This is a genomic window from Butyrivibrio sp. WCD3002 (assembly GCF_000424265.1).
Classification (GTDB): domain Bacteria; phylum Bacillota; class Clostridia; order Lachnospirales; family Lachnospiraceae; genus Butyrivibrio.
Window position 1 is genome coordinate 141,627 of the sequence record NZ_KE384154.1, and the last position, 23,857, is coordinate 165,483.

The 23,857-nt window shown below is 43.5% G+C and carries 22 protein-coding genes; all 22 read right to left on the bottom strand.

The window, feature by feature from the left end; translation table 11 throughout:
* Positions 1–891: a TlyA family RNA methyltransferase gene (locus G608_RS0118420; protein WP_026497215.1), complete on the bottom strand. Its 891-nt coding sequence runs from the start codon at positions 889–891 to the stop codon at positions 1–3.
* On the bottom strand, positions 884–2,743 hold the full coding sequence (dxs, locus tag G608_RS0118425) for a 1-deoxy-D-xylulose-5-phosphate synthase (protein WP_026497216.1): 1,860 nt from the start codon (positions 2,741–2,743) through the stop codon (positions 884–886). The genes G608_RS0118420 and dxs overlap by 8 nt, the downstream gene beginning before the upstream one ends.
* 12 nt (positions 2,744–2,755) lie before the next feature.
* A complete protein-coding gene (locus tag G608_RS0118430) occupies positions 2,756–3,676 on the bottom strand; it encodes a polyprenyl synthetase family protein (RefSeq protein WP_026497217.1) in 921 nt (306 codons plus the stop codon).
* Positions 3,676–3,900: an exodeoxyribonuclease VII small subunit gene (xseB, locus tag G608_RS0118435; RefSeq protein WP_035796232.1), complete on the bottom strand. Its 225-nt coding sequence runs from the start codon at positions 3,898–3,900 to the stop codon at positions 3,676–3,678. The genes G608_RS0118430 and xseB overlap by 1 nt, the downstream gene beginning before the upstream one ends.
* Complete coding sequence (xseA, locus tag G608_RS0118440; RefSeq protein WP_026497219.1) at positions 3,893–5,104, bottom strand: exodeoxyribonuclease VII large subunit; 1,212 nt, start codon at positions 5,102–5,104, stop codon at positions 3,893–3,895. The genes xseB and xseA overlap by 8 nt, the downstream gene beginning before the upstream one ends.
* Positions 5,097–5,495 carry a transcription antitermination factor NusB gene (gene nusB, locus G608_RS0118445; protein WP_026497220.1) on the bottom strand — a complete coding sequence of 133 codons (399 nt, stop codon included), beginning with the start codon at positions 5,493–5,495 and terminating at the stop codon, positions 5,097–5,099. Before nusB ends, xseA begins: the two co-directional genes overlap by 8 nt.
* Before the next feature lie 17 nt (positions 5,496–5,512).
* Positions 5,513–5,881, bottom strand: a complete 369-nt coding sequence (locus G608_RS0118450) for an Asp23/Gls24 family envelope stress response protein (RefSeq protein ID WP_026497221.1) — start codon at positions 5,879–5,881, stop codon at positions 5,513–5,515.
* Between the two features lie 64 nt (positions 5,882–5,945).
* On the bottom strand, positions 5,946–7,535 hold the full coding sequence (locus G608_RS0118455) for a transglutaminase domain-containing protein (RefSeq protein WP_026497222.1): 1,590 nt from the start codon (positions 7,533–7,535) through the stop codon (positions 5,946–5,948).
* A 41-nt stretch (positions 7,536–7,576) separates the two neighbouring features.
* Complete coding sequence (locus tag G608_RS0118460; RefSeq protein WP_026497223.1) at positions 7,577–9,184, bottom strand: peptide chain release factor 3; 1,608 nt, start codon at positions 9,182–9,184, stop codon at positions 7,577–7,579.
* Between the two features lie 158 nt (positions 9,185–9,342).
* Complete coding sequence (locus G608_RS0118465; RefSeq protein ID WP_026497224.1) at positions 9,343–11,115, bottom strand: methyl-accepting chemotaxis protein; 1,773 nt, start codon at positions 11,113–11,115, stop codon at positions 9,343–9,345.
* Positions 11,116–11,230: 115 nt separating this feature from the next.
* The gene (locus G608_RS0118470) at positions 11,231–12,385 is read right to left on the bottom strand and encodes a phosphopentomutase (RefSeq protein ID WP_026497225.1); all 1,155 of its coding nucleotides are present in this window, start codon (positions 12,383–12,385) and stop codon (positions 11,231–11,233) included.
* A 171-nt stretch (positions 12,386–12,556) separates the two neighbouring features.
* The gene (locus G608_RS0118475; RefSeq protein WP_081677506.1) at positions 12,557–14,644 is read right to left on the bottom strand and encodes a polyribonucleotide nucleotidyltransferase; all 2,088 of its coding nucleotides are present in this window, start codon (positions 14,642–14,644) and stop codon (positions 12,557–12,559) included.
* Positions 14,645–14,800: 156 nt separating this feature from the next.
* On the bottom strand, positions 14,801–15,067 hold the full coding sequence (gene rpsO, locus G608_RS0118480; RefSeq protein WP_026497227.1) for a 30S ribosomal protein S15: 267 nt from the start codon (positions 15,065–15,067) through the stop codon (positions 14,801–14,803).
* Between the two features lie 127 nt (positions 15,068–15,194).
* On the bottom strand, positions 15,195–16,124 hold the full coding sequence (locus tag G608_RS0118485; RefSeq protein WP_026497228.1) for a bifunctional riboflavin kinase/FAD synthetase: 930 nt from the start codon (positions 16,122–16,124) through the stop codon (positions 15,195–15,197).
* Positions 16,125–16,153: 29 nt separating this feature from the next.
* Positions 16,154–17,104 (bottom strand): tRNA pseudouridine(55) synthase TruB, encoded by a 951-nt coding sequence (gene truB / locus G608_RS0118490; protein ID WP_026497229.1) that lies wholly within the window; start codon positions 17,102–17,104, stop codon positions 16,154–16,156.
* Positions 17,105–17,126: 22 nt separating this feature from the next.
* Complete coding sequence (locus tag G608_RS0118495; RefSeq protein ID WP_026497230.1) at positions 17,127–18,092, bottom strand: DHH family phosphoesterase; 966 nt, start codon at positions 18,090–18,092, stop codon at positions 17,127–17,129.
* A 17-nt stretch (positions 18,093–18,109) separates the two neighbouring features.
* Positions 18,110–18,514 (bottom strand): 30S ribosome-binding factor RbfA, encoded by a 405-nt coding sequence (rbfA, locus tag G608_RS0118500; protein ID WP_026497231.1) that lies wholly within the window; start codon positions 18,512–18,514, stop codon positions 18,110–18,112.
* Complete coding sequence (gene infB / locus G608_RS0118505; RefSeq protein ID WP_081677507.1) at positions 18,514–21,372, bottom strand: translation initiation factor IF-2; 2,859 nt, start codon at positions 21,370–21,372, stop codon at positions 18,514–18,516. Before infB ends, rbfA begins: the two co-directional genes overlap by 1 nt.
* Positions 21,359–21,697 (bottom strand): L7Ae/L30e/S12e/Gadd45 family ribosomal protein, encoded by a 339-nt coding sequence (locus tag G608_RS0118510; protein WP_026497233.1) that lies wholly within the window; start codon positions 21,695–21,697, stop codon positions 21,359–21,361. The genes infB and G608_RS0118510 overlap by 14 nt, the downstream gene beginning before the upstream one ends.
* Positions 21,690–21,950 (bottom strand): RNase P modulator RnpM, encoded by a 261-nt coding sequence (gene rnpM, locus G608_RS0118515; RefSeq protein WP_026497234.1) that lies wholly within the window; start codon positions 21,948–21,950, stop codon positions 21,690–21,692. Before rnpM ends, G608_RS0118510 begins: the two co-directional genes overlap by 8 nt.
* A 3-nt stretch (positions 21,951–21,953) precedes the next feature.
* Complete coding sequence (nusA, locus tag G608_RS0118520; protein ID WP_026497235.1) at positions 21,954–23,123, bottom strand: transcription termination factor NusA; 1,170 nt, start codon at positions 23,121–23,123, stop codon at positions 21,954–21,956.
* Positions 23,124–23,151: 28 nt separating this feature from the next.
* Positions 23,152–23,616: a ribosome maturation factor RimP gene (rimP, locus tag G608_RS0118525; RefSeq protein WP_026497236.1), complete on the bottom strand. Its 465-nt coding sequence runs from the start codon at positions 23,614–23,616 to the stop codon at positions 23,152–23,154.
* Positions 23,617–23,857 lie beyond the last annotated feature (241 nt).

Here is a 23,857-nt window from a genome sequence, read left to right on the forward strand (position 1 = left end):
TCACAGCTCCCCGTGTGCTTTTTCCACTGTCTCCCTAATAAGCTTTTCCATATCAGCTTCTTTGGAATATCCATTACCTGCTGCCTCGGTATCAGAAAGTAAATGAAGTCCTGTGCCCTCATTTATCTCTGCCACCTCGTCATTTCTGTCAGCATCCTTTTTAATATAAAGCAGGTACTCAATATTCCCCTCCGGTCCCCTAACCGGAGAAAAATCAAGGTTCAAAATCTTGAAGCCGATAATATCAGCAAAATCAATTACTCTCTCAATAACTTCTCTGTGAATTTCGGGCTCTCTTACTACGCCCTTCTTACCAACCTTATCCTTGCCTGCTTCAAACTGAGGCTTTATGAGACAGACCATCTCGCCACCATCCTTAAGAAGCTTTCTTGCAGGTATCAGAATCTTGGTAAGTGAAATAAATGAAACATCCACTGATGCAAAATCAAGATCATCATCAATATCATCACGAACAAGGTATCTGAAATTAGTCTTCTCCATGCAGACAACACGCTCGTCTGATCTGAGCTTCCATGCCAGCTGGCCATGACCAACATCCACTGAGTAGACCTTAGATGCTCCGTTCTGAAGCATGCAGTCTGTAAAGCCGCCTGTGGATGCGCCTATATCCATGCAGACAAATCCGTCAAGCTTAAGCTTAAAGCTCTTCATAGCCTTCTCAAGCTTTAATCCGCCTCTGCTGACATAAGCAAGCTCCTTGCTCTTTACATCTATGGAAATAATTTTTGATTCATCAAATGCTGTTCCCGGCTTGTCCTCACGCTGACCGTTTACAAAAACATCGCCTGCCATAATGACAGCCTTTGCTTTTTCTCTCGAAGCAGCAAGTCCTCGTGAAACCAGGATCACATCCAGTCTTTCTTTAGGCATTAGTTTTCATGTACTCCATTATCTTCTCAGCTACAGAATCAGCATCAATTCCAAGCTGTTTAAAAAGCTCGTCGCAGGAACCATGAGTTACGAATCGATCGGGAATTGCAATACACATCGTATAAGTCGGAAGTTTTTCCTTTGAGACAAAAGCTCTCACCTGCTCGCCAAAGCCGCCTGTTTCAACATTTTCTTCCATCGTAACAATAAGCTTATGGTTACCCGAAGCTTCTCTTACGTATTCCTCATCAAAGGGTTTTACAAATCTCGCATTGGTAAGCGAGCAGTTATATCCGTTTTCCTTAAGTATCTCTCTGACACCCTCTGCAACCTTCACCATGCTTCCTACAGGAAGGAGTAAAATATCGCTCTCCTCGTAGATAGGCTCAGCCTTGCCCATCTCGATGGGTGCTCTGAAATCCTTAAGTCCGTCATAGGCTGTGCCTCTTGGATATCTGATGGCAGTGGGGCCGTCAAATCTTATGGCAAACTTCATCATATCCGAAAGCTCCCACTTATTCTTGGGTGCCATGATATGCATGTTTGGCATAGTAGACAGATATGACAGATCAAAAACTCCCTGATGGGTCTCGCCATCACTGCCAACAAGTCCTGCCCTGTCTATCGCAAAGGTAACAGGGAGATTTTGCAGGCACACATCCATCATGACCTGATCATAGGCCCTCTGAAGGAAGGAGCTGTAAACTGCAAAAATGGGATGATATCCGCCAACTGCAAGTCCTGCAGCAAAGGTAACAGCATGCTCCTCTGCAATTCCTGCATCAAAAAATCTGTCGGGATACATGTTCCTGAATCTCTTAAGTCCGGTTCCATCAGCCATAGCTGCGGTAATCGCAACTGCCTTGGGCTCACGCTCTCCTATCTTGCACATAACCGTGCTGAAAATATCCTGATAGTTAGCGGTTGTCCTGGGCTTTCTTGGAATTCCGTTCTGTGGAAGGAAAGGCTCTGTTCCATGGAATCTTGCAGGGTGCTTCTCTGCAGGTCCAAAGCCCTTACCCTTTTTAGTAACCACATGAATAAGAACCGCCTTGCGGACCTTCTTTGCTTCACGAATAGCTGCGCGAAGCTGTGTGATATTATGTCCGTCTATGGGACCAAGATATGTTATTCCAAGATTTTCAAAAACCATTCCAGGAACAAAGAGCTGCTTAAAGCTGTTCTTTGCGCGTCTGATTCCGTCTACCATCTTGGGACTTGAATTCTTAAGTGAGTTATAAATATCATCACGCAGATTCAGATAGCCTTCATTGGTACGTACTACATTAAGATATCTGGCCATTCCGCCTACATTCTCTGAGATGGACATCTCATTATCGTTAAGAATGATAATGTAGTTGGTATCAAGCTTTGCTGCGTTATTAAGCGCTTCATAGGCAAGTCCGCCAGTAAGCGAACCATCGCCAATAACAGAAACAACGGTATATTTATCTCCGGAAAGCTGTCTGGCCCTTACCATTCCAAGTCCTGCAGAAATACTTGTGGAGCTGTGACCTGTATCAAAGCAGTCGCAGTCCGACTCTGCTCTCTTGGGAAACCCGCTTAAACCGCCAAACTTCCTTAAGGTATCAAAGCCCTCCTTGCGTCCTGTCAGCACCTTATGGGTATAAGACTGATGTCCCACATCCCAGATGATTTTATCCTCCGGAAGATTAAGCTCCAAGTGGAGTGCCATTGTCAGCTCAACCGCACCTAAATTAGATGCAAGGTGTCCACCGGTGTGGCTTATTTTATCTATTAAAAATTCTCTAATCTCAAGTGCAAGCTCATCTAAACGGTTATCAGGAATATTCTTTATGTCATTTGCTTTTTTAATTTTGTTAAGCAACATGATATTTGCTCCTTACTTGTTACGTGAAATCATCCATAATACAAGCGGTATAAGGAATTCTTCACTTTTTTCGGATTTTGAAAGAATATCTGCAGCATCATCCGACAGACGCTTTACTTCCTTTTTGGAATCTTCAAGACCATGTAAGGTTACATAGGTCGTCTTTTCATTCTTCTCATCGGAGCCTATGGGCTTTCCAAGCTCTGCTTCATCACCGGTAACATCAAGTACGTCGTCCTGAATCTGGAAAGCAACACCGATTTTCCTTGCTGCCTGCTCGATTTCCAAAAGCTCTGCCTCCGATGCACCTGCAAGAAGCGCTCCGATCATCATACTGCTCTCAAGCATTGCAGCCGTCTTATTCTCATGTATAAAAATAAGCTCTTCTTCAGTAGCTTCTGCCTTGCCCTCTGCACAGATATCAGCGCACTGACCGCCTACCATACCATATATTCCCGCTTTCCCTGCAAGAATCTGAAGTGCCTTTACTCTGCGGTCTGCGATATCACCATCAAACTGAGGAAGCACTGCGCTACTCCTAAAGGATAAAAGTGCAGTCTCATAGGCATAGTTCAAAAGGCCGTCTCCTGCCAGAGTCGCCATTCCGGGACCGTAAACAACATGAGTTGTCTTTCTTCCTCGTCTGTATTCATCGTTATCCATGGCAGGGAGATCATCATGCACCAGTGAATATGTGTGAATCATCTCTATAGCTGCCATAAAGGGCTCAACAACCTCCTGCTGCACGCCGCCAAAAACTCTGAACATTTCCAGCATGAGTACAGGACGAATTCTTTTTCCACCTGCAAGAATACTGTAGTTCATTGCTTCTATTACAAGCTTCTGATAGCCCTCTTCCTTAGGTAAAAACTTCTGAATGATTTTCTCTGCTTCAGCAGCCCTCTCATTAAGCTGCTCCTCAAAAACAGTCATTACTCAAAGTCCTCCGTCTGTCCGTCTCCGATTATTTTCTGAACCTTTTTCTCAACCTTATCAATAGACTCGTTGCAGTATTTAAGAAGGTCCATTCCCTCCTGGAAAAGCTTAAAGGAATCCTCAAGGGATACGTCGCTGTTCTCAAGGGCCTTGATTTTCTCATTAACCTGCTCAAAAGCGCCTTCTATTGATAACTCTTTATCTTCAATCTTTTTAGCCATTATCTCTCTTCTCCGTAGCATTTGCTGTTGCTCTGATAAGTCCGTCACTTACATAAATATCAAGCTCGTCACCGGCCTTTACCTGCGATATCTTTTTGATGTTCTGTCCGTCCTTATCCGCGATATATGAAAAGCCTGATTTTAGCTTATCCAGTGGACTGAGTGCCTTCAGTCTCTCTATATCCACATCCAGCAGATGCTTTTTATCCCGAATACGCTCCAGCATAAGTCTCTCTAGTCTGTCTCTGCTCTGAGCAGCCCTCATCCTCTGATCGCGAATTCTCGCAACAGGTGAAAGATGCTGAAGGAGTCTTCTGTCGTTTGCTTCCTTCTGCCTTAGGAGATTTATTTTGTCCATCATCCTTCGACCCAGAATATCCTGATAGTCATTTATATCCTGAATAAGGAGGCTGACATCATAAACCGCAAGCTCTGCCGCAGCTGAAGGTGTAGGTGCTCTCATGTCAGCAACAAAATCCGATATTGTCGTATCCGTCTCATGACCAACTGCAGAGATAATGGGAATGTTACAATTAAAAATCGCATTGGCCACCACCTCTTCATTAAAGGCCCAAAGATCCTCTATAGATCCGCCACCTCGACCCACGATGATGACATCCACATTCATCCGCTCAAGGGCTTCTATTCCCGCTGCAACACTCTCAGCCGCACCGTCTCCCTGAACTATAGCCGGATATAAAATAATCTGCACATAGGGATTTCGCCTCGTAGACACATTAATAATATCCTTGACTGCTGCCCCTGTCTGCGCAGTTACCACACCTAAAGTCTTTATGTATTTGGGGATCGGACGCTTGTAGCATTTATCGAACATTCCGCGCTCTTCGAGCTCAGCCTTCAGCCTTTCGAATTTTTCGAATAATGCGCCTTCTCCATCCGGTTCTATTTTTCTTGCATAGACCTGATATTTTCCGTCGCGAGGGTAAACATCAACCGTTCCCGTAACAAGAACCTGCTGTCCGTCCTTCATCTGAAACTTAAGACCTGCAGCCCTGTTTCCGTTAAACATCACACATGAAATCGCTCCGGACGCATCCTTAAGCGTAAAGTAGATGTGACCGGAGGAGTGATATTTGCAGTTACTAACCTCTCCTTTTATGGTCAAAAGGTTCAGTAGCGGTTCCTGCTGAAACATATTTTTGATGAATGAATTAACCTGAGCGACTGTATATACGTTACGCAAATTTAGCAAGTACTCCGTTAATGAAAGATGAAGCTCCGTCCTGACCAAACTTCTTGGCAAGCTCTACAGCTTCATTGATAGCTACTCCTGTAGGAATCTGCTCATCGAATTTTATCTCAAAAACTGCAAGACGCAGAATAGCAAGCTCAACCTTACCTATTCTCTCAGTATTCCAGCCTGTTGTCTCATTATTGATGAGTCCATCGATCTCGGAAAGCTTATCTACAACCTGTTCAAAACGACTCTTTATAAAAGCAGCATCCTTCTCATTTATCTCAACATCGCTGTTCTCAATAAAAAGTGCTTCCTGCTCTTCCATCTCCTCCGGTGTGTTGAATTCCACACGGAAAAGAAGCTTAAAAACCTGTTCTCTTAATTCTGATCTGTTCATATTATCCTCATTTATTTTTATTCGGGAATGGTTATTCCGGCAATGCGTACATTTACATCTGTCACATCAAGACCTGTCATATTCTGAATAGAAGTCTTAACGCGGTCCTGAACCTGCTTACTTGTTGCAGGAATGTTGTAGCTGTAACGCATAAGAATTGAAAGATCAACTCTTACCTTGCCCTCGCCCAAAAATACCTTTGAGCTCTTAAGTACGTTCTTTGAGCTGTACTTCTCTATATTTTCGTTGGTAATTCCGCCTGCCATTGCGCTGACGCCGTCAATCTCAAGTGCTGCAAGAGTTGCGATCTTAGCAACCACATCATCGGCAAGCTTTACTGAACCGATTTTTTTCTTAGCCTGTGTTGTCTGTAATTCCTTTTCCATAAAAGTAAATTCCTTTCATAAATGGATAGCATAAACCCTTATAATTATACAGGAAAATGCTTATTTAGTATAGCCATATAATCAAAATGTACTGGTCATCAAAGGTGGTGTAGGACACCGTATTATTGGATCCGTCCATGAATCCAAACACCTGCTGGGCATCAAAAAGCTTACCCTTTATATCGTTATATACCGGCTCGGTGCTGCACTTTATTGTCACGTTGTTGCTGCCATCCGCGTATCTTCGCGCAAACAGCTCTCCCACCGCATTCATATCACATTCAGTAAAATACTCGCCCTCACGAACATAATAATTGTTCTTCATGGAGGTACATTCCGGCATTGGAAGCGTTTCAGAAATGACGTGCGTCTTCTTGATATCCTGCGTGGTGCAGCATAAATATGTATAATTTATCAATGGCATCTTCTGGGAATTATCGCCGGATTCAATTCTCTGATATGAAGAATCCCCCCAGGTGGTATCCACATAGGTGTACTCTCCGTCAGCATATATAAGATTCCAGGCATGCCATACATCATTTACTTTTCCCGTAACAAGCGTAGCCGGAATCGAAAGCTTATCAAGCAGATACTGGGTAGCCTTTGCATAGCCCTGACACACAGATCTTCCGCTTATAAAAACAGAGCAAATATTCTGATTATCCGGAGCACTGCTGTCATATTCCGTATTGGTGATCAGATAGTCATATACATATTTGACCTTGGAATAATCATCGCCGCCTACAGGAACGCCGGCAAGGCATTTGTCTGAATACTCATCGATCTGAGCCTGCCTGTGGGCAATCTCATCGGCACTGTAGATATAATTACCGGTAAAGGATAGCTTCTTAAGTGTGCCGCCTATGGTATATCTGGTAAAAGTATATCCATCCATGTAGAAAATCTCAGGATGATCAGCAAGCACAAAATTGCAAACCACATCGAGAGTTTCTTCATCCAAAGTGGAAATAACAACATCCTCAGCCCTGTGCTGTATGATGGCAAGAAGTTCACAGTACAAAGTCTTACCCTCGTCCGTAAGATGCTCAAAGGCATACTTTCCGCGTTGGGATTCCTTTAAAACATCAATATCGGAATCCAGAATACCAATGGATGCTCTCTGTGCATTTTGATAGGTATCACTGTAATAGGTGGTAGCATCCTTCCCCTTACCCTCGGCAGGAGCCTCCGTCTTTTCTGATCTGTTTGTTCTGCCGGTCTCTTCCTCGAGTCTTGCAATAAGATCATCGATAGACTTATTTACCTTGTCTATATCAAGTGTCGAACCCTCAGAAGAGGAATCAGCATCCTCTGCTTCTGCGGCGTCTGCTGTAGTATCTGCGGTATCTTTTGTCTGCTCTGACGTAGCAGCAGAAGCTTCTGTATCAGACTCTGCTGCAGAATCCTCTGCCTGAGCCTCAAAACTGAATGTAGGCGCATCAAATTCAGACTCAGTTTCTGTCTCTGACTGAGTCTCCTCTACCTGTTCATCCTTTTTATCACCATACTTATCCGGCGAGACCAGATTGTTATCCTGAAGATATTTTATAACTGCATCTCCGCAGCCGGTAGCTGTGGTCATCACCAGAATAAGAGCGAATACGGCGGATGTTTTTCCTATTAAGTTTTTAATAACACATCTGCCCTTGTCCATATTCCCCCTATATATGACAATCATGTGTACAAAAACCGTTATCAGCCTACATTTTCATTGAATTCTCTAAGTACGAGTCCCTTATTTCTGTCGATTACCATCTGAGGACTCCACTCATTTATAAAAATAAGAAGCGGCTTGCCGTTCATATCCTTGATCTTCTTCATGTCTGATGTACCTACAAGATTGTTAAGATCAATATCATCATTCTCAACCCATCTGATGTACTCATAAGGAAGTGTCTCAAGTATTATCTCTACATTATACTCGTTTTGAAGTCTGAATTTAAGTACGTCAAACTGGAGGACGCCTACTACACCGACTATAATCTCTTCCATTCCCATATTGAATTCCTGGAAAATCTGGATAGCGCCTTCCTGTGCGATCTGCTCGATACCCTTAACGAACTGCTTTCTCTTCATGGTATCAACCTGTCTAACCCTTGCAAAATGCTCGGGAGCGAAGGTCGGAATTCCTTCATAAACTACAGAATCCTTAGGCATGCACACAGTATCTCCTATTGAAAAGATACCGGGATCAAATACGCCCATGATATCTCCGGCATAAGCCTCGCTTAATATCTTACGCTCATCAGCCATAAGCTGCTGAGGCTGTGAAAGTCTGAACACCTTACCTGACTGAACATGTTTAACTTCCTTATCAGCATCATAGCGGCCTGAACAGATACGCATGAATGCAACTCTGTCTCTGTGGGCCTTGTTCATGTTGGCCTGAATCTTAAATACAAATGCTGTAAAATCATGATCCTTAGGATCAACAACTTCGCCATCTGAAGATGCTCTTCCACTGGGAGGAGTAGCCATCTGAAGGAAGTTATGAAGGAAAAGCTCTACGCCGAAATTCTGAAGAGCAGATCCGAAAAATACAGGAGTAAGGTTACCTGCTCTTACCTCATCAAGATCAAACTCAGCACCTGCACCATCCATAAGCTCTATCTCGCTTTCAAGATTTTCAAGGGCTTCTTCACCGATAGTGGAAATGAGTTGATCCTTGTCATCCATAGGAATGATGGTCTCAGTACCTTCCTTTGTTCCCTTCATTGTATCCTGGAAAGTAACAACATGCTTTTTCCTTCTGTCATAGATTCCCTTAAAATTCTTACCGGAACCAATAGGCAGATTCATAGGACAGGTAGCGATACCAAGGTGATCCTCGATATCATCAAGAAGCTCATAGGTATCCATAGCATCTCTGTCCAGCTTATTTATAAATGTAAAAATAGGAATATGTCTCATTGTGCAGACCTTGAAAAGCTTTTTGGTCTGGGGCTCAACACCCTTACTTGCATCAATAACCATGACAGCAGAATCCGCAGCCATAAGAGTTCTGTATGTATCCTCTGAGAAATCCTGGTGTCCGGGAGTATCAAGAATGTTTATGCAGCAGTCCTCAAAATTGAACTGAAGAACTGAAGATGTAACAGAGATACCACGCTGCTTCTCAATTTCCATCCAGTCTGAAACCGCATGTCTTGCAGTAGCCTTACCCTTAACAGAACCCGCAAGATTGATTGCTCCACCATAGAGAAGGAACTTCTCTGTAAGTGTAGTCTTACCTGCATCGGGGTGAGAAATAATCGCAAAGGTTCTTCTCTTATTTATTTCATCTATTATCTGATTGTTGCTCATCGTAAACCTTTCTAAAAATACAACATAATTATAGTATTTCACGTAGCAAAGCAGTGCTTTACGGCGTGAAAACATGGAAACGCACCTTACCTATTTTAAGGAAAGGTGCGCAATAAGTCAATGATACTAAATGCACGGAAATCTTTACATTTTTTTAATTATTTTGTGGATTCCTCTTGTGGAAGTTCAACCTTGAAGTACTTCACATTACCTGTGAGCTCTTCAGCAATCTTCTGAAGATCAACAGCCTGCTCAACAACATTCTCCATAGCGGTATCAAGCTGCATAAGTGATGCGCTTGTCTCCTGTGTCGAAGCTGCATTCTCCTCGGATATGCTGGACAAGGACTCAACAGAATTAAGGATTTCTTCCTTATCCCTGTTCATGATCTCAACAAGCTCAACGATCTGCTTATTGCCTTCCTCCGTCTCTCTAAGAAGTGCCAGCATCTGTTCAAAGGATTCACTCATTTCTTCAAGAGCTACAGTCTCATTGGTAATGGCTTCCTTTATGCTCTCTGTAAGCTGCTTATTATTCTCTGAATAATCCGTAATGGTTGAAAGCATGTTGGTAATCTCACCTGCCAGCTTATTGGTATTGCCTGCAAGGTCTTTAATATTGTCTGCAACAACAGCAAATCCCTTACCTGCTTCACCGGCCCTTGCAGCCTCAATTGAAGCATTAAGTGCAAGAAGGTTAGTCTGGCTTGCTATGGAAATAATGGACTCAGCAGCAGTTGATATCTGTGCAACAACACTTGCAGTCTCATTAACGGAATCTGCGACCTGCGTTGCCATCTCATCATTTTTCTGATCCTGCTCTTTAATCTGCTCAAGCTGACCTTTAACCTTGGAAGACTCTTCATAAACCTGTCTGCCGCGCTTCATATTTGCGTTCGCTGATTCAAGAACATTATCTACAGACGATCCGATATTTATCGTAATGCTGGATGTACTCTGGACATCCTCTGCCATAGCAGTAGCACCTGTCGCAAGATCATTTACAGCGGCGCTTATATCGTTGGTGGTCTTCTGAGAACTACTGATATTGGTTTTTGCATGCTCAGCCTTATCGTTAACTGATCCGGCATGGTCTATAACTCTCACAAGAGCATTTCTTAGGTCATGTCTCATTTTCTCAAGAGAGTCCCCAATATTGTTAAAATCAGAAATTACACTATGAGGTTTGATCTTTGTCACAAAATCACCTGTAGCGATTCTGTCCACATCATCAGAAATTGCCTTGATACTTCTGATTATGTACCTGATCAAAATAATCGTAAGCACCAGCAGCAGTGCGCTTACAACACCGAATACTACAAAATTGATCACTACTCTTCTTGAAATCTCAGCTGCATTTTGTTCTTTTTTTTGGCTTGCCCATACTTCCACGATATCCGACATGTTAGAAATATAATCTCTTGTAGCCTCAAACTCAATTGAAAACTGCTCAATATCGCCTTCTATGCTATTAAAATCATATGTAGACAGCCACTTATTGTATTGCGCAGCAAAGCCATTACTCATATCTGAATAACTATCCCCGTCATCATCTCTCATGGTGGTGAACAGATATTCATCTCTTTTTGCCAGTTCAGCAGCTTTATTAACTCCGTCTAAAGCCTGTTTTGCATTGCTTTCATAATCAGCCTTATATCCGGCAAGCTGCTCAGGAGTAATATACTCTCTGTATGCCAGAAACTGTGTTCCTGCCAACATGGCCTGATACAGATCCCTATCTGCATTTATCAGATCAGTACTAATGGAATAGAGCATTTCATAGTAAACTTCTTCATCAGTTTCTTCGATGCTCTTCATCTGAGTACTGCCGACAATAATGCTTACTATCAAAGCAATAATAAGCGGAACAGTTACTGTCAACAATACTGCAGTCATGTTAACCTGAAATCCTGTGCCTTCGTTTTTGCCCATCTGCTGCACCTCCTAAGTATCGAGTGTGTAAAATTAATGTATACATATATTTTATTACAACAAATGGCAAAAAGTTTGCTTTTTATCAATTTATAATATTCTTTTTAGAATTTCATTATCCAAGCATGGATGTTCCATCAAACTCAGGCTTAATCTTAAAATAATCAAGTACAGTTGCTGCTATATCAGCAAAAGTACTTCTTGTTCCGAGATTGCGGGGAGTTACATTTTTACCATACATAATGAAAGGAATGTACTCTCTTGTGTGATCAGTGGTCTTAAGATAAGCGGGATCACATCCGTGGTCTGCAGTCATCATGATAATGTCGTCATCATGAAGCTTTGCCACCATCTCAGGAAGCTTAGTATCAAAGTAATTAAGCGCCTTGGCATATCCATCGATATCTCTTCTGTGTCCATAAAGCATATCGAAATCTACAAGGTTAACAAAGCAAAGGCCGTCAAAATCCCTGTCCATATAAGCAAGTGTTTTCTCGATACCATCTGCATTGCTCTCTGAAAATACATATTCGGTAAGTCCCTTACCCTCAAAGATATCTCTTATCTTTCCAACACCAAGAACCTCCTTGCCTGCAGCCTTAAGCTGATCAAGCATTGTGGTCTTTGGCGGCTCAAGAGAATAATCGTGTCTGTGAGGTGTTCTTGTGTAATTGCCACTTGTTCCAACAAAAGGTCTTGCTATTACACGGCCCACACCAAGGTCTCCTGTAAGCATCTCTCTTGCAATATGGCAATACTCATAAAGTGTCTCAAGAGGCACCACCTCTTCGTGAGCTGCGATCTGGAAAACAGAATCCGCAGAGGTATAAACGATAAGATCACCGGTCTTAACATGCTCATCGCCGTAGTCATTTATAACCTGAGTTCCGGAATAAGGCTTATTACAAATAAGTCCTCTGCCAACTCTCTTTGAAAAAGCATCCAGAAATTCCTGCGGGAATCCATCAGGGAATTTCGGCATGGGCTTTTCAGAAACTATTCCTGCTATCTCCCAATGTCCTGTTGTCGTATCCTTATCCTTGCTGGCTTCCTGGCACTTACCGTAAGCTGCTGTAGGACTCTCCACACCGGGAACACAATCAACACCATCTATATTAAAAAGACCCATGGCTCCCATGTTGGGCATAGAAAAATACTTACTTGTGGCACATGACCTTAATGTATTTACGTCAAAATCGCCATATTCAGCAGCATCAGGCTCTTCACCTACTCCAAAGCTGTCCAGTACTATCAAAAATATTCTTCCCATAAAAGCTACCTCCTAGGAAATAAAATTATTAAAGTAGAAAATCCAAGGGATTTCTAAAATATTAAAAAGGAGATGCGAACACTCGCATCCCCTTTATTTTATCATATTTCGCCCTCATCCGTCAGCAGAGCTGACACCTTCTCCCTAGGGAGGGAGAAGGCAAGCTAAATATTACTTCTGAGCTACGTCCTTCATTGAGAAGCTGATTCTTCCCATGCGGTCCTTACCAAGGCAAACAACCTTAACTTCATCGCCAAGAGTAAGTACATCTTCTACATGGTCGATTCTCTCGTTTGCGATCTTGCTGATGTGAACCATTCCCTCTTTGCCGGGAGCGAACTCAACAAATGCACCGAACTCCTTGATGCTTACAACCTTACCTGTGAATACCTGACCCTTCTCAAAGTCAGTAGTAATGATGTTGATCATGTCGATAGCCTTCTGCATCATATCCTTATCTTCGCCGCAGATGCTAACCTGTCCGTCATCTGTGATATCAATCTTAACGCCTGTACGAGCGATGATCTCGTTGATGGTCTTTCCTCTCTGACCAACAACATCACCGATTCTATCAGGATCGATCTCGATAGAGATGATCTTAGGAGCATACTGGCTAACTTCCTTACGAGGCTCTGCGATAGCCTTGCTCATGCACTCATCCATGATGAAGAGACGAGCTTCACGACACTGTGAAATAGCCTGCTCAACGATAGCCTTTGTAAGACCGTGGATCTTGATATCCATCTGGATAGCTGTGATACCGTCCTTAGTACCTGTTACCTTGAAGTCCATGTCTCCGAAGAAGTCCTCAAGACCCTGGATATCTGTAAGTACTACGAAATCATCATCTGTATCGCCTGTTACAAGACCACAGCTGATACCTGCAACCATCTTCTTGATCGGTACACCGGCAGCCATAAGTGACATACATGATGCACATGTGGAAGCCATTGATGTAGAACCGTTACTCTCAAATGTCTCTGATACGCAGCGGATTGCATAAGGGAACTCTTCCTCTGAAGGAAGTACAGGAAGGAGTGCTCTCTCTGCAAGTGCTCCGTGTCCGATCTCACGACGTCCCGGTCCTCTTGAAACCTTAGTCTCACCAACTGAGTATGACGGGAAGTTGTACTGGTGGATATATCTCTTACCTGTTACGTAAGGATCAAGTCCCTCAACCTTCTGCATCTCTGAAAGAGGAGCAAGTGTTGTAACGTCACAGATCTGTGTCTGTCCACGAGTGAACATAGCACTTCCGTGTACTCTGGGAATAAGATCGATCTCTGCTGCAAGAGGACGGATCTGCTTGATATCTCTTCCGTCAGGTCTCTTGTGATCCTTAAGGATCATCTTACGAACAGTCTTCTTCTCATACTGATAAATAGCCTCACCGAGAATTGCGAGCCACTCTTCGTTGTCTGCAAACTTCTCTTCAAGACGCTCTGTGATCTCAGCGATATTAGCTTCGCGCTGCTGCTTCTCATCTGTGAATACAGCCTTCTCCATCTCATCCTGAGGAACTACTTCCTTGATTGCATCAAAGAGTTCCTGAGGAACTGCGCAGCTCTCATACTCATGCTTAGGCTTACCAACCTCTGCAACGATACCCTTGATGAACTCAATGAGCTTAAGGTTTACATCATGTGCAAGATAGATAGCTTCCTTCATCTTCTCTTCAGGAACCTCGTTACATCCTGCCTCGATCATGATAACCTTCTCACCTACAGAAGCAACTGTAAGGCGCATATCACCTGTATCCCACTGCTCCTGTGAAGGGTTAACTACGAACTCTCCATCAACAAGACCGATCTGTGTCATAGCGCAGGGGCCGTCGAAAGGAATATCTGAAATTGATACTGCTACAGAAGAACCGATCATAGCTACAAGCTCAGGACGGCACTCCTTGTCTACTGACATAACCATATCTTCGATTGTTACGTCGTTGCGGTAGTCCTTAGGGAAAAGAGGACGCATGGGTCTGTCGATTACACGGCTTGTGAGAATTGCATTCTCAGAAGGCTTACCCTCGCGCTTGTTAAATCCTCCGGGGAACTTACCGATAGAATAAAACTTCTCGCTGTACTCAACGCTGAGCGGGAAGAAATCGATTCCATCTCTGGGCTTAGCTGATGCTGTTGCAGTACAAAGAACAGTTGTATCACCGTACTTCATGAATGCACATCCGTTAGCCTGTTTTCCTACTTTGCCGATCTCCACTGTAAGTGTACGTCCGGCCAGTTCTGTTGAAAATGTTTTCATATTCATCTCCTTCTTGCGCCATCCTCGGGCGCATAAACATATGTAAACTATATTAGTTATCGCATTAAATAGAGCATACGTTTGCTTAAAAAAGAATAAAGGCGGCTAAGCCGATCATTTCTGACCGGCATCCCCGCCCTATTTTTACTCTGGAAATTACTTTCTAAGTCCAAGATCAGCGATAAGCTTACGATACTTCTCAAGGTCCTTCTTCTTGAGGTATGCAAGAAGAGCACGTCTTCTACCAACCATCTTAAGAAGTCCTCTTCTTGAGTGGTGATCCTTGGGATGAGTATTAAGGTGCTCGTTAAGCTCCTTGATACGTGTTGTAAGGATAGCTACCTGAACCTCAGGTGAACCTGTGTCGCCTGCGCTTCTGGCAAACTTATCAATAACCTCTGTCTTCTTTTCCTTTGTAATCATGTTCTATTCTCCTTTTAATTACAATTTGCCGTATACCAGGAAGCGGTTGGAGTGACCATCATCCGAGTATCGGTAATAACGTTACTCATTTCTCATGCGAGAAATCATTTGATTCTACCATACCTAATTAATCTTGTAAAGATATAAAGAAATTTCTTCCTGCTTCAAGATCCAAATCCATCTGAGCCTTAAGTGCGTTTACATCTGCAAATCTCTGCTCTTTTCTGTGGAAAGTAAGAAGCGCAATTTCCAGATATTTTCCGTATAAGTCCTCATCAAGATCATAAATATAGGTCTCAACACTGACCTGACCGCTATTTGAAACCGTCGGTCTGCATCCGATATTTGTCATGCCGTAAAATTTCCGACCCTCTATCCTCACCTCTGAAAAATAAACTCCGTAGGGAGGAAGACATTTCTCATCAGGAGGAAGCAGGTTGACCGTGGGAAATCCGATGGTTCTTCCAAGCTTTTTGCCGTGCTCAACAAATCCGCCAACATAATAATTCTCTCCAAGAAGCTCTGCGGCACGTTCCATCTCTGCCTGCATGATTTCCTCTTTGATAAAGCTGGAGCTTACATTTCTTCCAAACATCTGAAGCTTCTTGATGGCATGGGTCCTATATGAAAGCTCCGGTGCAAGCTCGTTCAAAAGTGCAAAATCGCCTTTTCCCTTGTATCCGTAGGAAAGGTCATCACCTGCAGCCACATAAGCAACATTCATCTGCTCATGAAGTATTTTCCTCACAAAATCCTCAGGAGCAGTATGCGCAGTCATCTCATCCATAGGAAATTCCACAAGAATATCTATTCCAAGCTTCTCAAATTTCCTTCGCTTTTCGTCCCTGGTAAGAAGCTGTGGCTGTACCTTCTTTGAGAAGAATACTGCCGGAGAAGGATCAAAGGTAAATATTGCTGCCTTCATTCCATGCTCCTTTTTATCAAGGATGTGCTTAAGGAGCTTTTGATGCCCCATGTGAATACCATCAAACTTGCCGATGGCTACTGCGGTCTTATCATCTATATGAAATTGTCTTTCGCCTGATATTATCCGCATATTATCTCTTTCATGCTATATACTGTGCATTACACAGTATAGAAAAATTTCTCAACTCTAAAAGTCCCTGTTCGCTCGTCGCATTTATAGATTCCGAAAAATGCTCCGTCTTCGCCGTAAACCCTGACTCTTGTTCCGTCTGCGTAAAGCTTTTCAGGTTCCACAAAATCCTGCTCATCTTCGGGAGCTTCACTTACAAGATCCGTAACCTTGAAGCCGTTTCCATTTTCAAGTTTTTTCCTGAAGTCATCCTTTACGATGCAATAATCAAGGTCCCTGAAAAGGCTCTCTGTGGATGCAACTATTTCATCCACTCTGCCCTCATCACGAAGCTGTTCAATCTGATCAAGAGTATGTGCTGTCTCCAAATGGAAGCTTCCTACAGCTGTTCTTGTAAGATGCTCCATGGCAGCACCGCATCCAAGAGCTTCACCTATATCATTACAAAGAGTTCTGATATATGTTCCCTTTGAGCACTTGACCTCCATTGTGAAAATATGCTCATCCTGAAGGTGACTCTCATCAAGGATAGTGATTGCCTGAATATTTATTCTTCTTGGCTTTCTCTCAACTTCCTTACCCTGTCTTGCTAGCTCATAGAGCTTCTTACCATTTATTTTTATGGCTGAATACATGGGCGGAATCTGATCATACTCGCCAACAAATTTCTTCACTGTCTCATGAAGCTTTTCACTTGAGACATTCACTTCCGATTCAGTAAGAACACGTCCGGACATATCCTGTGTGTCCGTCGTAACTCCGAGCCTGCAGACAGCGATATATTCTTTATTGTGGTCTGTCAGCATATCACAGAGTTTTGTGCCGTTACCGACACAAATAACAAGAACCCCGACCGCATCCGGATCAAGGGTCCCTGTATGTCCAATCTTTTTCATTTTTAAAATGCCGCGGAGGCGAGCCACAACATCACTGGATGTATAACCGGCCTCCTTGTAAACATTTATAAGTCCGTTGTACATTTATTTCTCCAAAGACATAACATCATTTAACTGCATTTATGCCCTTTAAATCCTTCTCAATATACTCAGAAAGATTATTGATTATATCGTGCTGTGTTCCGTTCATGGTACAGCCTGCGGCCCTTGCATGACCACCGCCGCCAAAAAGCTCGGCAATCTTAGCCACATTGACCTTGCCCTTGGAACGAAGGCTAACCTTGTACTCCATGCTGCCAATCTCATAAATAAAGATAGCGCACTCGGTACCGGTAGTCAGAAGAAGCTGACTTACAATACCGTCAAGATCAGATGACTGAGCCATGTAGAAATCCATAGTCTGCTTTGATATAACACTTACTATGCATTCTCCGTCCATGAAAATCATACTCTCAAGAAGTGCCCTTCCGAGAATCTGATTCTGAACGTAGCTCTTTTCATAAAATACATGATCTATAAGTGCTCCAAAATCAAAGCCAAAGCTTATAAGATCAGCTGCCACCTTCATGGTATCAGGTGATGTATTGGAGTATTTGAAAACTCCCGTATCTGTCACGATGCCCATATAAATGGCCTGAGCTACGGAAATATCTATTTTATCTCTGTCGAGACAATTGTAGACAAGCTCTGAAGCAGAACTTGCTGTAGGAACAATATAATTCTCATCACCTGTTCCTGTATTGCTGACATGATGATCGATATTGATTTTCTTCTTTGCTGCATCGAAAAATTTCTCAGCATCGCCAAGTCTTTCTTTTCCGCAATCCAATGCAAAAAATACATCATAGCTTTCTACATCAGAAGAAAAATCCGAATTAATCTCATCACAACAGTCAATTATTTTGTAGCTCTCCGGAATCTTTTCCAAAAAGATATCTACGTTCAGGTCTGGAAAATTCTTTTTAAGGTAAAGATAAAGAGCCATGGTGGAACCGACACAATCGCCATCAGGTCTGATATGACCGCCTATTCCAACGGTTTTGGCGCCTGCTACTATTTCATCAATTCTCATTCTTCTACCTCTAAGCTTTACTCTTCTGTTTCCTGTTCCTCGGTTTCGCCTCTGGCAGCTCTTGCCTCAGCGTCCTTTGCAGCAACCTCATCGATTATCTTAGACATATTGATGGCGTATTCAATAGAATCGTCCATGATAAATCTAAGCTCCGGAGTATTGCGCATATTAAGTTCCTTTGCAACGGTGCTGCGGATATAGCCCGCAGCAGACTTAAGACCCTCTTCTGTGCGGAGTCTGTCTTCGTCGTTACCCATGACAGACACCCATACCTTACAGGTCTTAAGGTCCGGTGCAACCTCGACATCCATTACAGATGTCATAGGACTGATTCTGGGGTCCTTACTGTATCTGATGGCCTCAGAAATAACTTTTTGTACTTCTCCGTTGATTCGGATATTTTTAATACTGTTTTTTCTCATTATTTATTGTCCAATTTCTCACGAGGTACTTCTACCATTATGTAAGCTTCAACTACATCACCAACGTTAATTGCATCAAATCCATCGAATACAAGTCCGCACTCGTAGCCATCCTTAACTTCCTTAACATCATCCTTAAATCTCTTAAGTGATGCAAGATCGCCTTCGAAGATCTGCTCCTCGGCTCTGCTGATACGAACCTTGCAATCCTTCTGGATCATACCGTCTGTAACAATAGCACCGGCGATATTACCAAGCTTGGATGCCTTGAAGAGCTGACGGATCTCAGCGTGACCGATGATCTTCTCTTCATAAACAGGTGCAAGCATACCCTTCATAGCATACTCAACATCCTCGATTGCCTGATAGATAACCTTGTAAAGCTTGATCTCAACGCCTTCGTGCTCAGCTGTGCTCTTTGCAACAGCATCGGGACGAACGTCGAAACCGATGATGATAGCGTTTGATGCAGCAGCAAGGGATACATCAGATTCTGTGATGGCACCAACACCGCCGTGGATAACCTTAACAACTACCTCATCATTTGAAAGCTTAAGAAGGCTTGCCTTAAGAGCTTCAACACTACCCTGTACGTCGGCCTTGATGATGATATCAAGCTCTTTGAGCTTACCTTCCTCAATCTTGGAGTAAAGATCATCAAGTGACATCTTAGCCTTGGTCTCTTCAATAAGATCCTTCTTCTGCTGCTGGAGGTATGTATTAGCATACTGCTTAGCTTCCTTGTCACTCTCATGTCCAAGGAATACCTCACCTGCTCCGGGAACATCTGAAAGTCCGAGAATCTCAACAGGCTGTGAAGGAAGAGCCTCTTTAAGTCTCTTACCCTTATCATCTATCATTGCACGAACCTTACCTGAGCAAGCACCTGCAGAAATGAAATCACCTACGTGAAGTGTACCCTTCTGTACAAGAACGTTTGCTACAGGTCCGCGACCCTTATCAAGCTTAGCCTCAAGGACAAGGCCTCTTGCCTCACGGTTAGGATTAGCTTTAAGCTCAAGGATATCTGCTGTGATGAGGATTGTATCAAGGAGTACATCCATACCCTCACCGGTCTTTGCAGAAACAGGTACGAATTCTGTTGATCCGCCCCAATCAGTAGCGATGAGACCGTACTCTGTCATTTCCTGCTTAACTCTGTCAACATTAGCACTGGGCTTATCAATCTTGTTTACGGCAACGATAATTTCTACACCGGCTGCCTTCGCATGGTTGATAGCTTCAACTGTCTGAGGCATTACACCGTCATCAGCTGCAACAACCAGTACTGCGATATCTGTAGAATTAGCACCACGCATACGCATAGCTGTGAAAGCTTCGTGTCCGGGGGTATCAAGGAATGTGATCTTTCTGTCGTTAACCTTGATCTGGTAAGCACCGATACGCTGTGTGATACCGCCTGCTTCCTTGTCTGTAACGCTTGTGTCACGGATAGCATCAAGAAGTGATGTCTTACCATGGTCAACGTGACCCATTACGCAGACAACCGGAGGTCTTGACTTAAGAAGGCTCTCATCCTCCTCTTCCTCCTTAAGAAGCTCTTCGATAACGTCTACCTGAACTTCCTTCTCACAGATGATCTCATACTCGATAGCTATATTCTCAGCTTCCTCATAGGTCAGCTCTGAGTTAACAGTAACAATCTGTCCTGCAAGGAAAAGCTTCTTGATGATAACCGAAGGCTGAAGCTTCATCTTATCAGCGAGTTCCTTGATTGTGAGCTTATCAGGAATTGTGATAACCTTGATCTGCTCCTCAGGCTCCTCGACCTTCTTAACTTCAGGCTTAATGAAGCGACCAACCCTCTTACTTCTGGGCATCATCTCTTCATTCTCTTCGTAGATATGATCCTTCTTGGATCTCTTATCCTTATCCTGGTTATTTCTGCGCTTTCCTTCGCCCTTTCCTTCATTCATGGGAGCTGCTTCAAAGCCGCCCTTCTGATCCTTGTTCTTAGCGAAGTCTCTGCCGCCCTTACCGCCGCGGTTTCTATCGGGAGCACCCTGTCCGGGTCTTGCTGACTGCATACCCTGACGATCGCCGCCCTGACGGTCATTATTCTGACCATTTCTGTTTCTGTCATTAGGGCCGCTCTTACGAGGCTGTCCGCCCTGCTGCTGATTATTATTGTTGCCGGCAGGTCTTCTGTCATTTCTCTGGTTGTCGCCTGTGCGCACATTGTTTACAGGCTCTGCCTTAGCAACTTCCTTCTGAGGTGCAGGAGCTTCGGTCTGAACCTTCTCCACCTTAGCAGGCTTGGGAGCTACCTCTTCCTTAGCAGGCTTCTGAGCAGGCTCCTGATACTTAGGAATATCATTGTTATAGGACTCAAGCTGTGAAGGAGCTGTTAGAGGCTTTATCGGATGATATACATTCTGTGATCTTGCGAATGTGTTCTGTCTCTGTCCGTTTCTGCCCTGATTATCACGGCTCTGGTTTCTTCCGCCCTGATTGTTGTTCCTGCCTGCGTTATTATTTCCGTTCTGGAAATTGCCGCTCTTGGAAGCACTGGGATTTGTAACCATGATAATTGTCTTCTTTTTCTTCACAGGCTTCTGAGCATTCTGTCCTGCATGAGCAGCTTCCGGCTTCTTAGCAGGCTTTTCTTCTGCTGCAGCCTCTGCCTTCTTGGCAGGCTTCTCCTCAGCCTTATGACTTTCCTTTTTATCTGCGGTTCCGCTTCCGAAGTGTTTTCTAACCTTCTCCGCTTCCTCGTCCTCTACTGAGCTGGTAGATCTCTTTGCTGACTCAACACCCTGTGTCTGAAGGTATGAAACAATCTCCTTACCTTCAATACCAAGCTCCGTAGCGAGTTCGGATATTTTAATTTTCGACATTCGCATTTCCTCCGTCCTGTAAATCATCTAAGTTCTTCTGAAGCGTCTTCGCAAAACCATTATCCATGATTGCAATACTCGTTCGAACTTCCTTACCGATTGCCCTTCCAAGAGATTCCATATCTCCAAAAAATGACATCGGAACACCATAATACTCACATTTATCACGAAATTTCTTTTTCGTGTTGTCGGATGCATCTTCACTTATCAAAACATAAGATGCCGACCCGCCTTTAATGGCATTCAATACAGCAAACTCACCGCTGGCAAGCTTTCCTGCCTTCTGGCAAAGACCAAGCAGTGAATAAACCTTCATATTATTCATTCTCTGCAAGCTCCTTTTTTAGTTCATCTGCTATCTCAGGCGGAACGGTAACCTTCAGGGTTCTGTCCAGCCCCTTTTTCTTTATAGCCAATTCAAGGCATTTTTCATCCCTGCATATATACGCACCGCGGCCATTTGCTCTTCCCGTAAGGTCCAGTCTGATATTGCCGTCCGTATCTCTGATGATACGGATCAATTCTTTCTTTTCCTTACTCTCACCGCAGCCGACGCATCTTCGCATAGGCTTATTCATAAATTATTCCTCTTCTGACTCGCCTTCGTACTCGCCCTCTTCGTTCTCGTATTCAAGCTCATCAACATCGTTCTCGTATTCTTCGTCATCTTCGTCATCCATATAGTCTTCGATACGGAATCCGACAGCATCCTTAGCCTGAGTCTCACTCTTGATATCGATCTTATATCCTGTAAGACGTGCTGCAAGACGTGCATTCTGCCCTTCCTTACCGATGGCAAGTGAAAGCATGTGGTCAGGAACTACTACCTTTGCGCTCTTCTCATCGGGATCAGCAAATACTGCAACGATCTTAGCCGGTGAAAGTGCATTCTGTATAAGGTTACCCGGGTTATCATCCCAGTTAACAATATCAATCTTCTCGCCGTTGAGCTCATCTACGATAAGGTTAACTCTGTTTCCGTTAACACCTACGCAGGCACCTACAGCATCAACGTTAGGATTATTTGAGTAAACAGCGATCTTTGTACGGCTGCCTGCCTCACGGGCAATACTCTTAATCTCTACTGTTCCATCCTGGATCTCGGCAACTTCCTGCTCGAAGAGCTTCTTTACAAGATCGGGATGTGTACGTGATACAAGGATTCTGGGACCCTTATTTCCATTTCTTACCTCAAGGATATAAACCTTGATTCTCTCTGTAGGGCGATAATGCTCGCTCTTAACCTGCTCGTTCTCGCTGAGCATAGCATCAGCTCTTCCGAGGTTGATGCTGATATTTTTACCGATGAAACGCTGTACAACACCTGTAACGATGTCGTGCTCATGCTCGAAGTACTCGTTGTAGATAGCGCCTCTCTCCTCTTCACGGATCTTCTGAAGGATTACGTTCTTGGCGTTCTGTGTAGCGATACGTCCGAAATCCTTGGAGTTGATCGGTACCGTAACCATATCGCCGATCTCGCACTTATCTACATATTTAAGTGCATCATCCATGCAGATCATGTTCTGAGGATCCATTACGTCATCAGGAAACTCTACGACTTCCTTATCTGAGAAGCACCTGAATTCACAGGTATCTCTGTCGATCTCAACCTTAATATTCTCTGCTCTCTGATAGTTGTTTCTGCAAGCAGTCATAAGTGAGTTCTCGATTGCATCAAACAGTGAATCTCTGCTGATGTTCTTTTCCTTCTCAAGTAGATCGAGTGCGTCCATCAATTCTTTGCTCATAGTGATTTTCTCCTTATTCTATGAAAAATTAAAAATCCAGTGTTAATCGGATATTTGAAATTTCTTTTCTATTAAAAGTCTGCTCTCCGGCAGCGGTTTCAATCGTAACCGTGTCAGAATCAAATGCAGTAAGTTTGCCGGTGAATTCCTTGGTTCCGTCGATGGCAGCATAGAGCTTAACATCAACATCAAGGCCTAAGCTGTTCTGCAGATGCCTGTCCTTTTTAAGCTGTCTGCCAAGTCCGGGGCTGCTTACTTCAAGTGTGTATGCTTCCTCGATAAAATCGTGTGCATCAAGTGCATCTGAAAGCTCGTGACTGACATCAACACATTTATTGATATCTACTCCGCCGTCCCTGTCTATGTAGGCACGCAGATACCACTCGCCTGCTTCCTTAACAAACTCCACATCGTAGATGCGAACCTCGTTTTTCTCAGCGATAGGCTTAAGAAGCGCCTCTGTCTTATTTTCAATTTCTTCTCTTCTGGACATAATTCTCCGTGAGCCTTATTTATAAGGCATAAAGAAAGTGGGCTCTTTGCAAAGCCCACTTCTAGTCTGAATAATTATTTAGTAACAACTGTAATATATCACTATTTCCGCACTACGTCAAGCATATCAGATTATCTTATCGAAAGTATCTGCAAGTGCAGGATAGATATTCTTGAACTGCTGATATCTTGCCTCGTATTTTTCAACAAGTGCAGGATCAGGCTTCTCTGTCTTATCAACC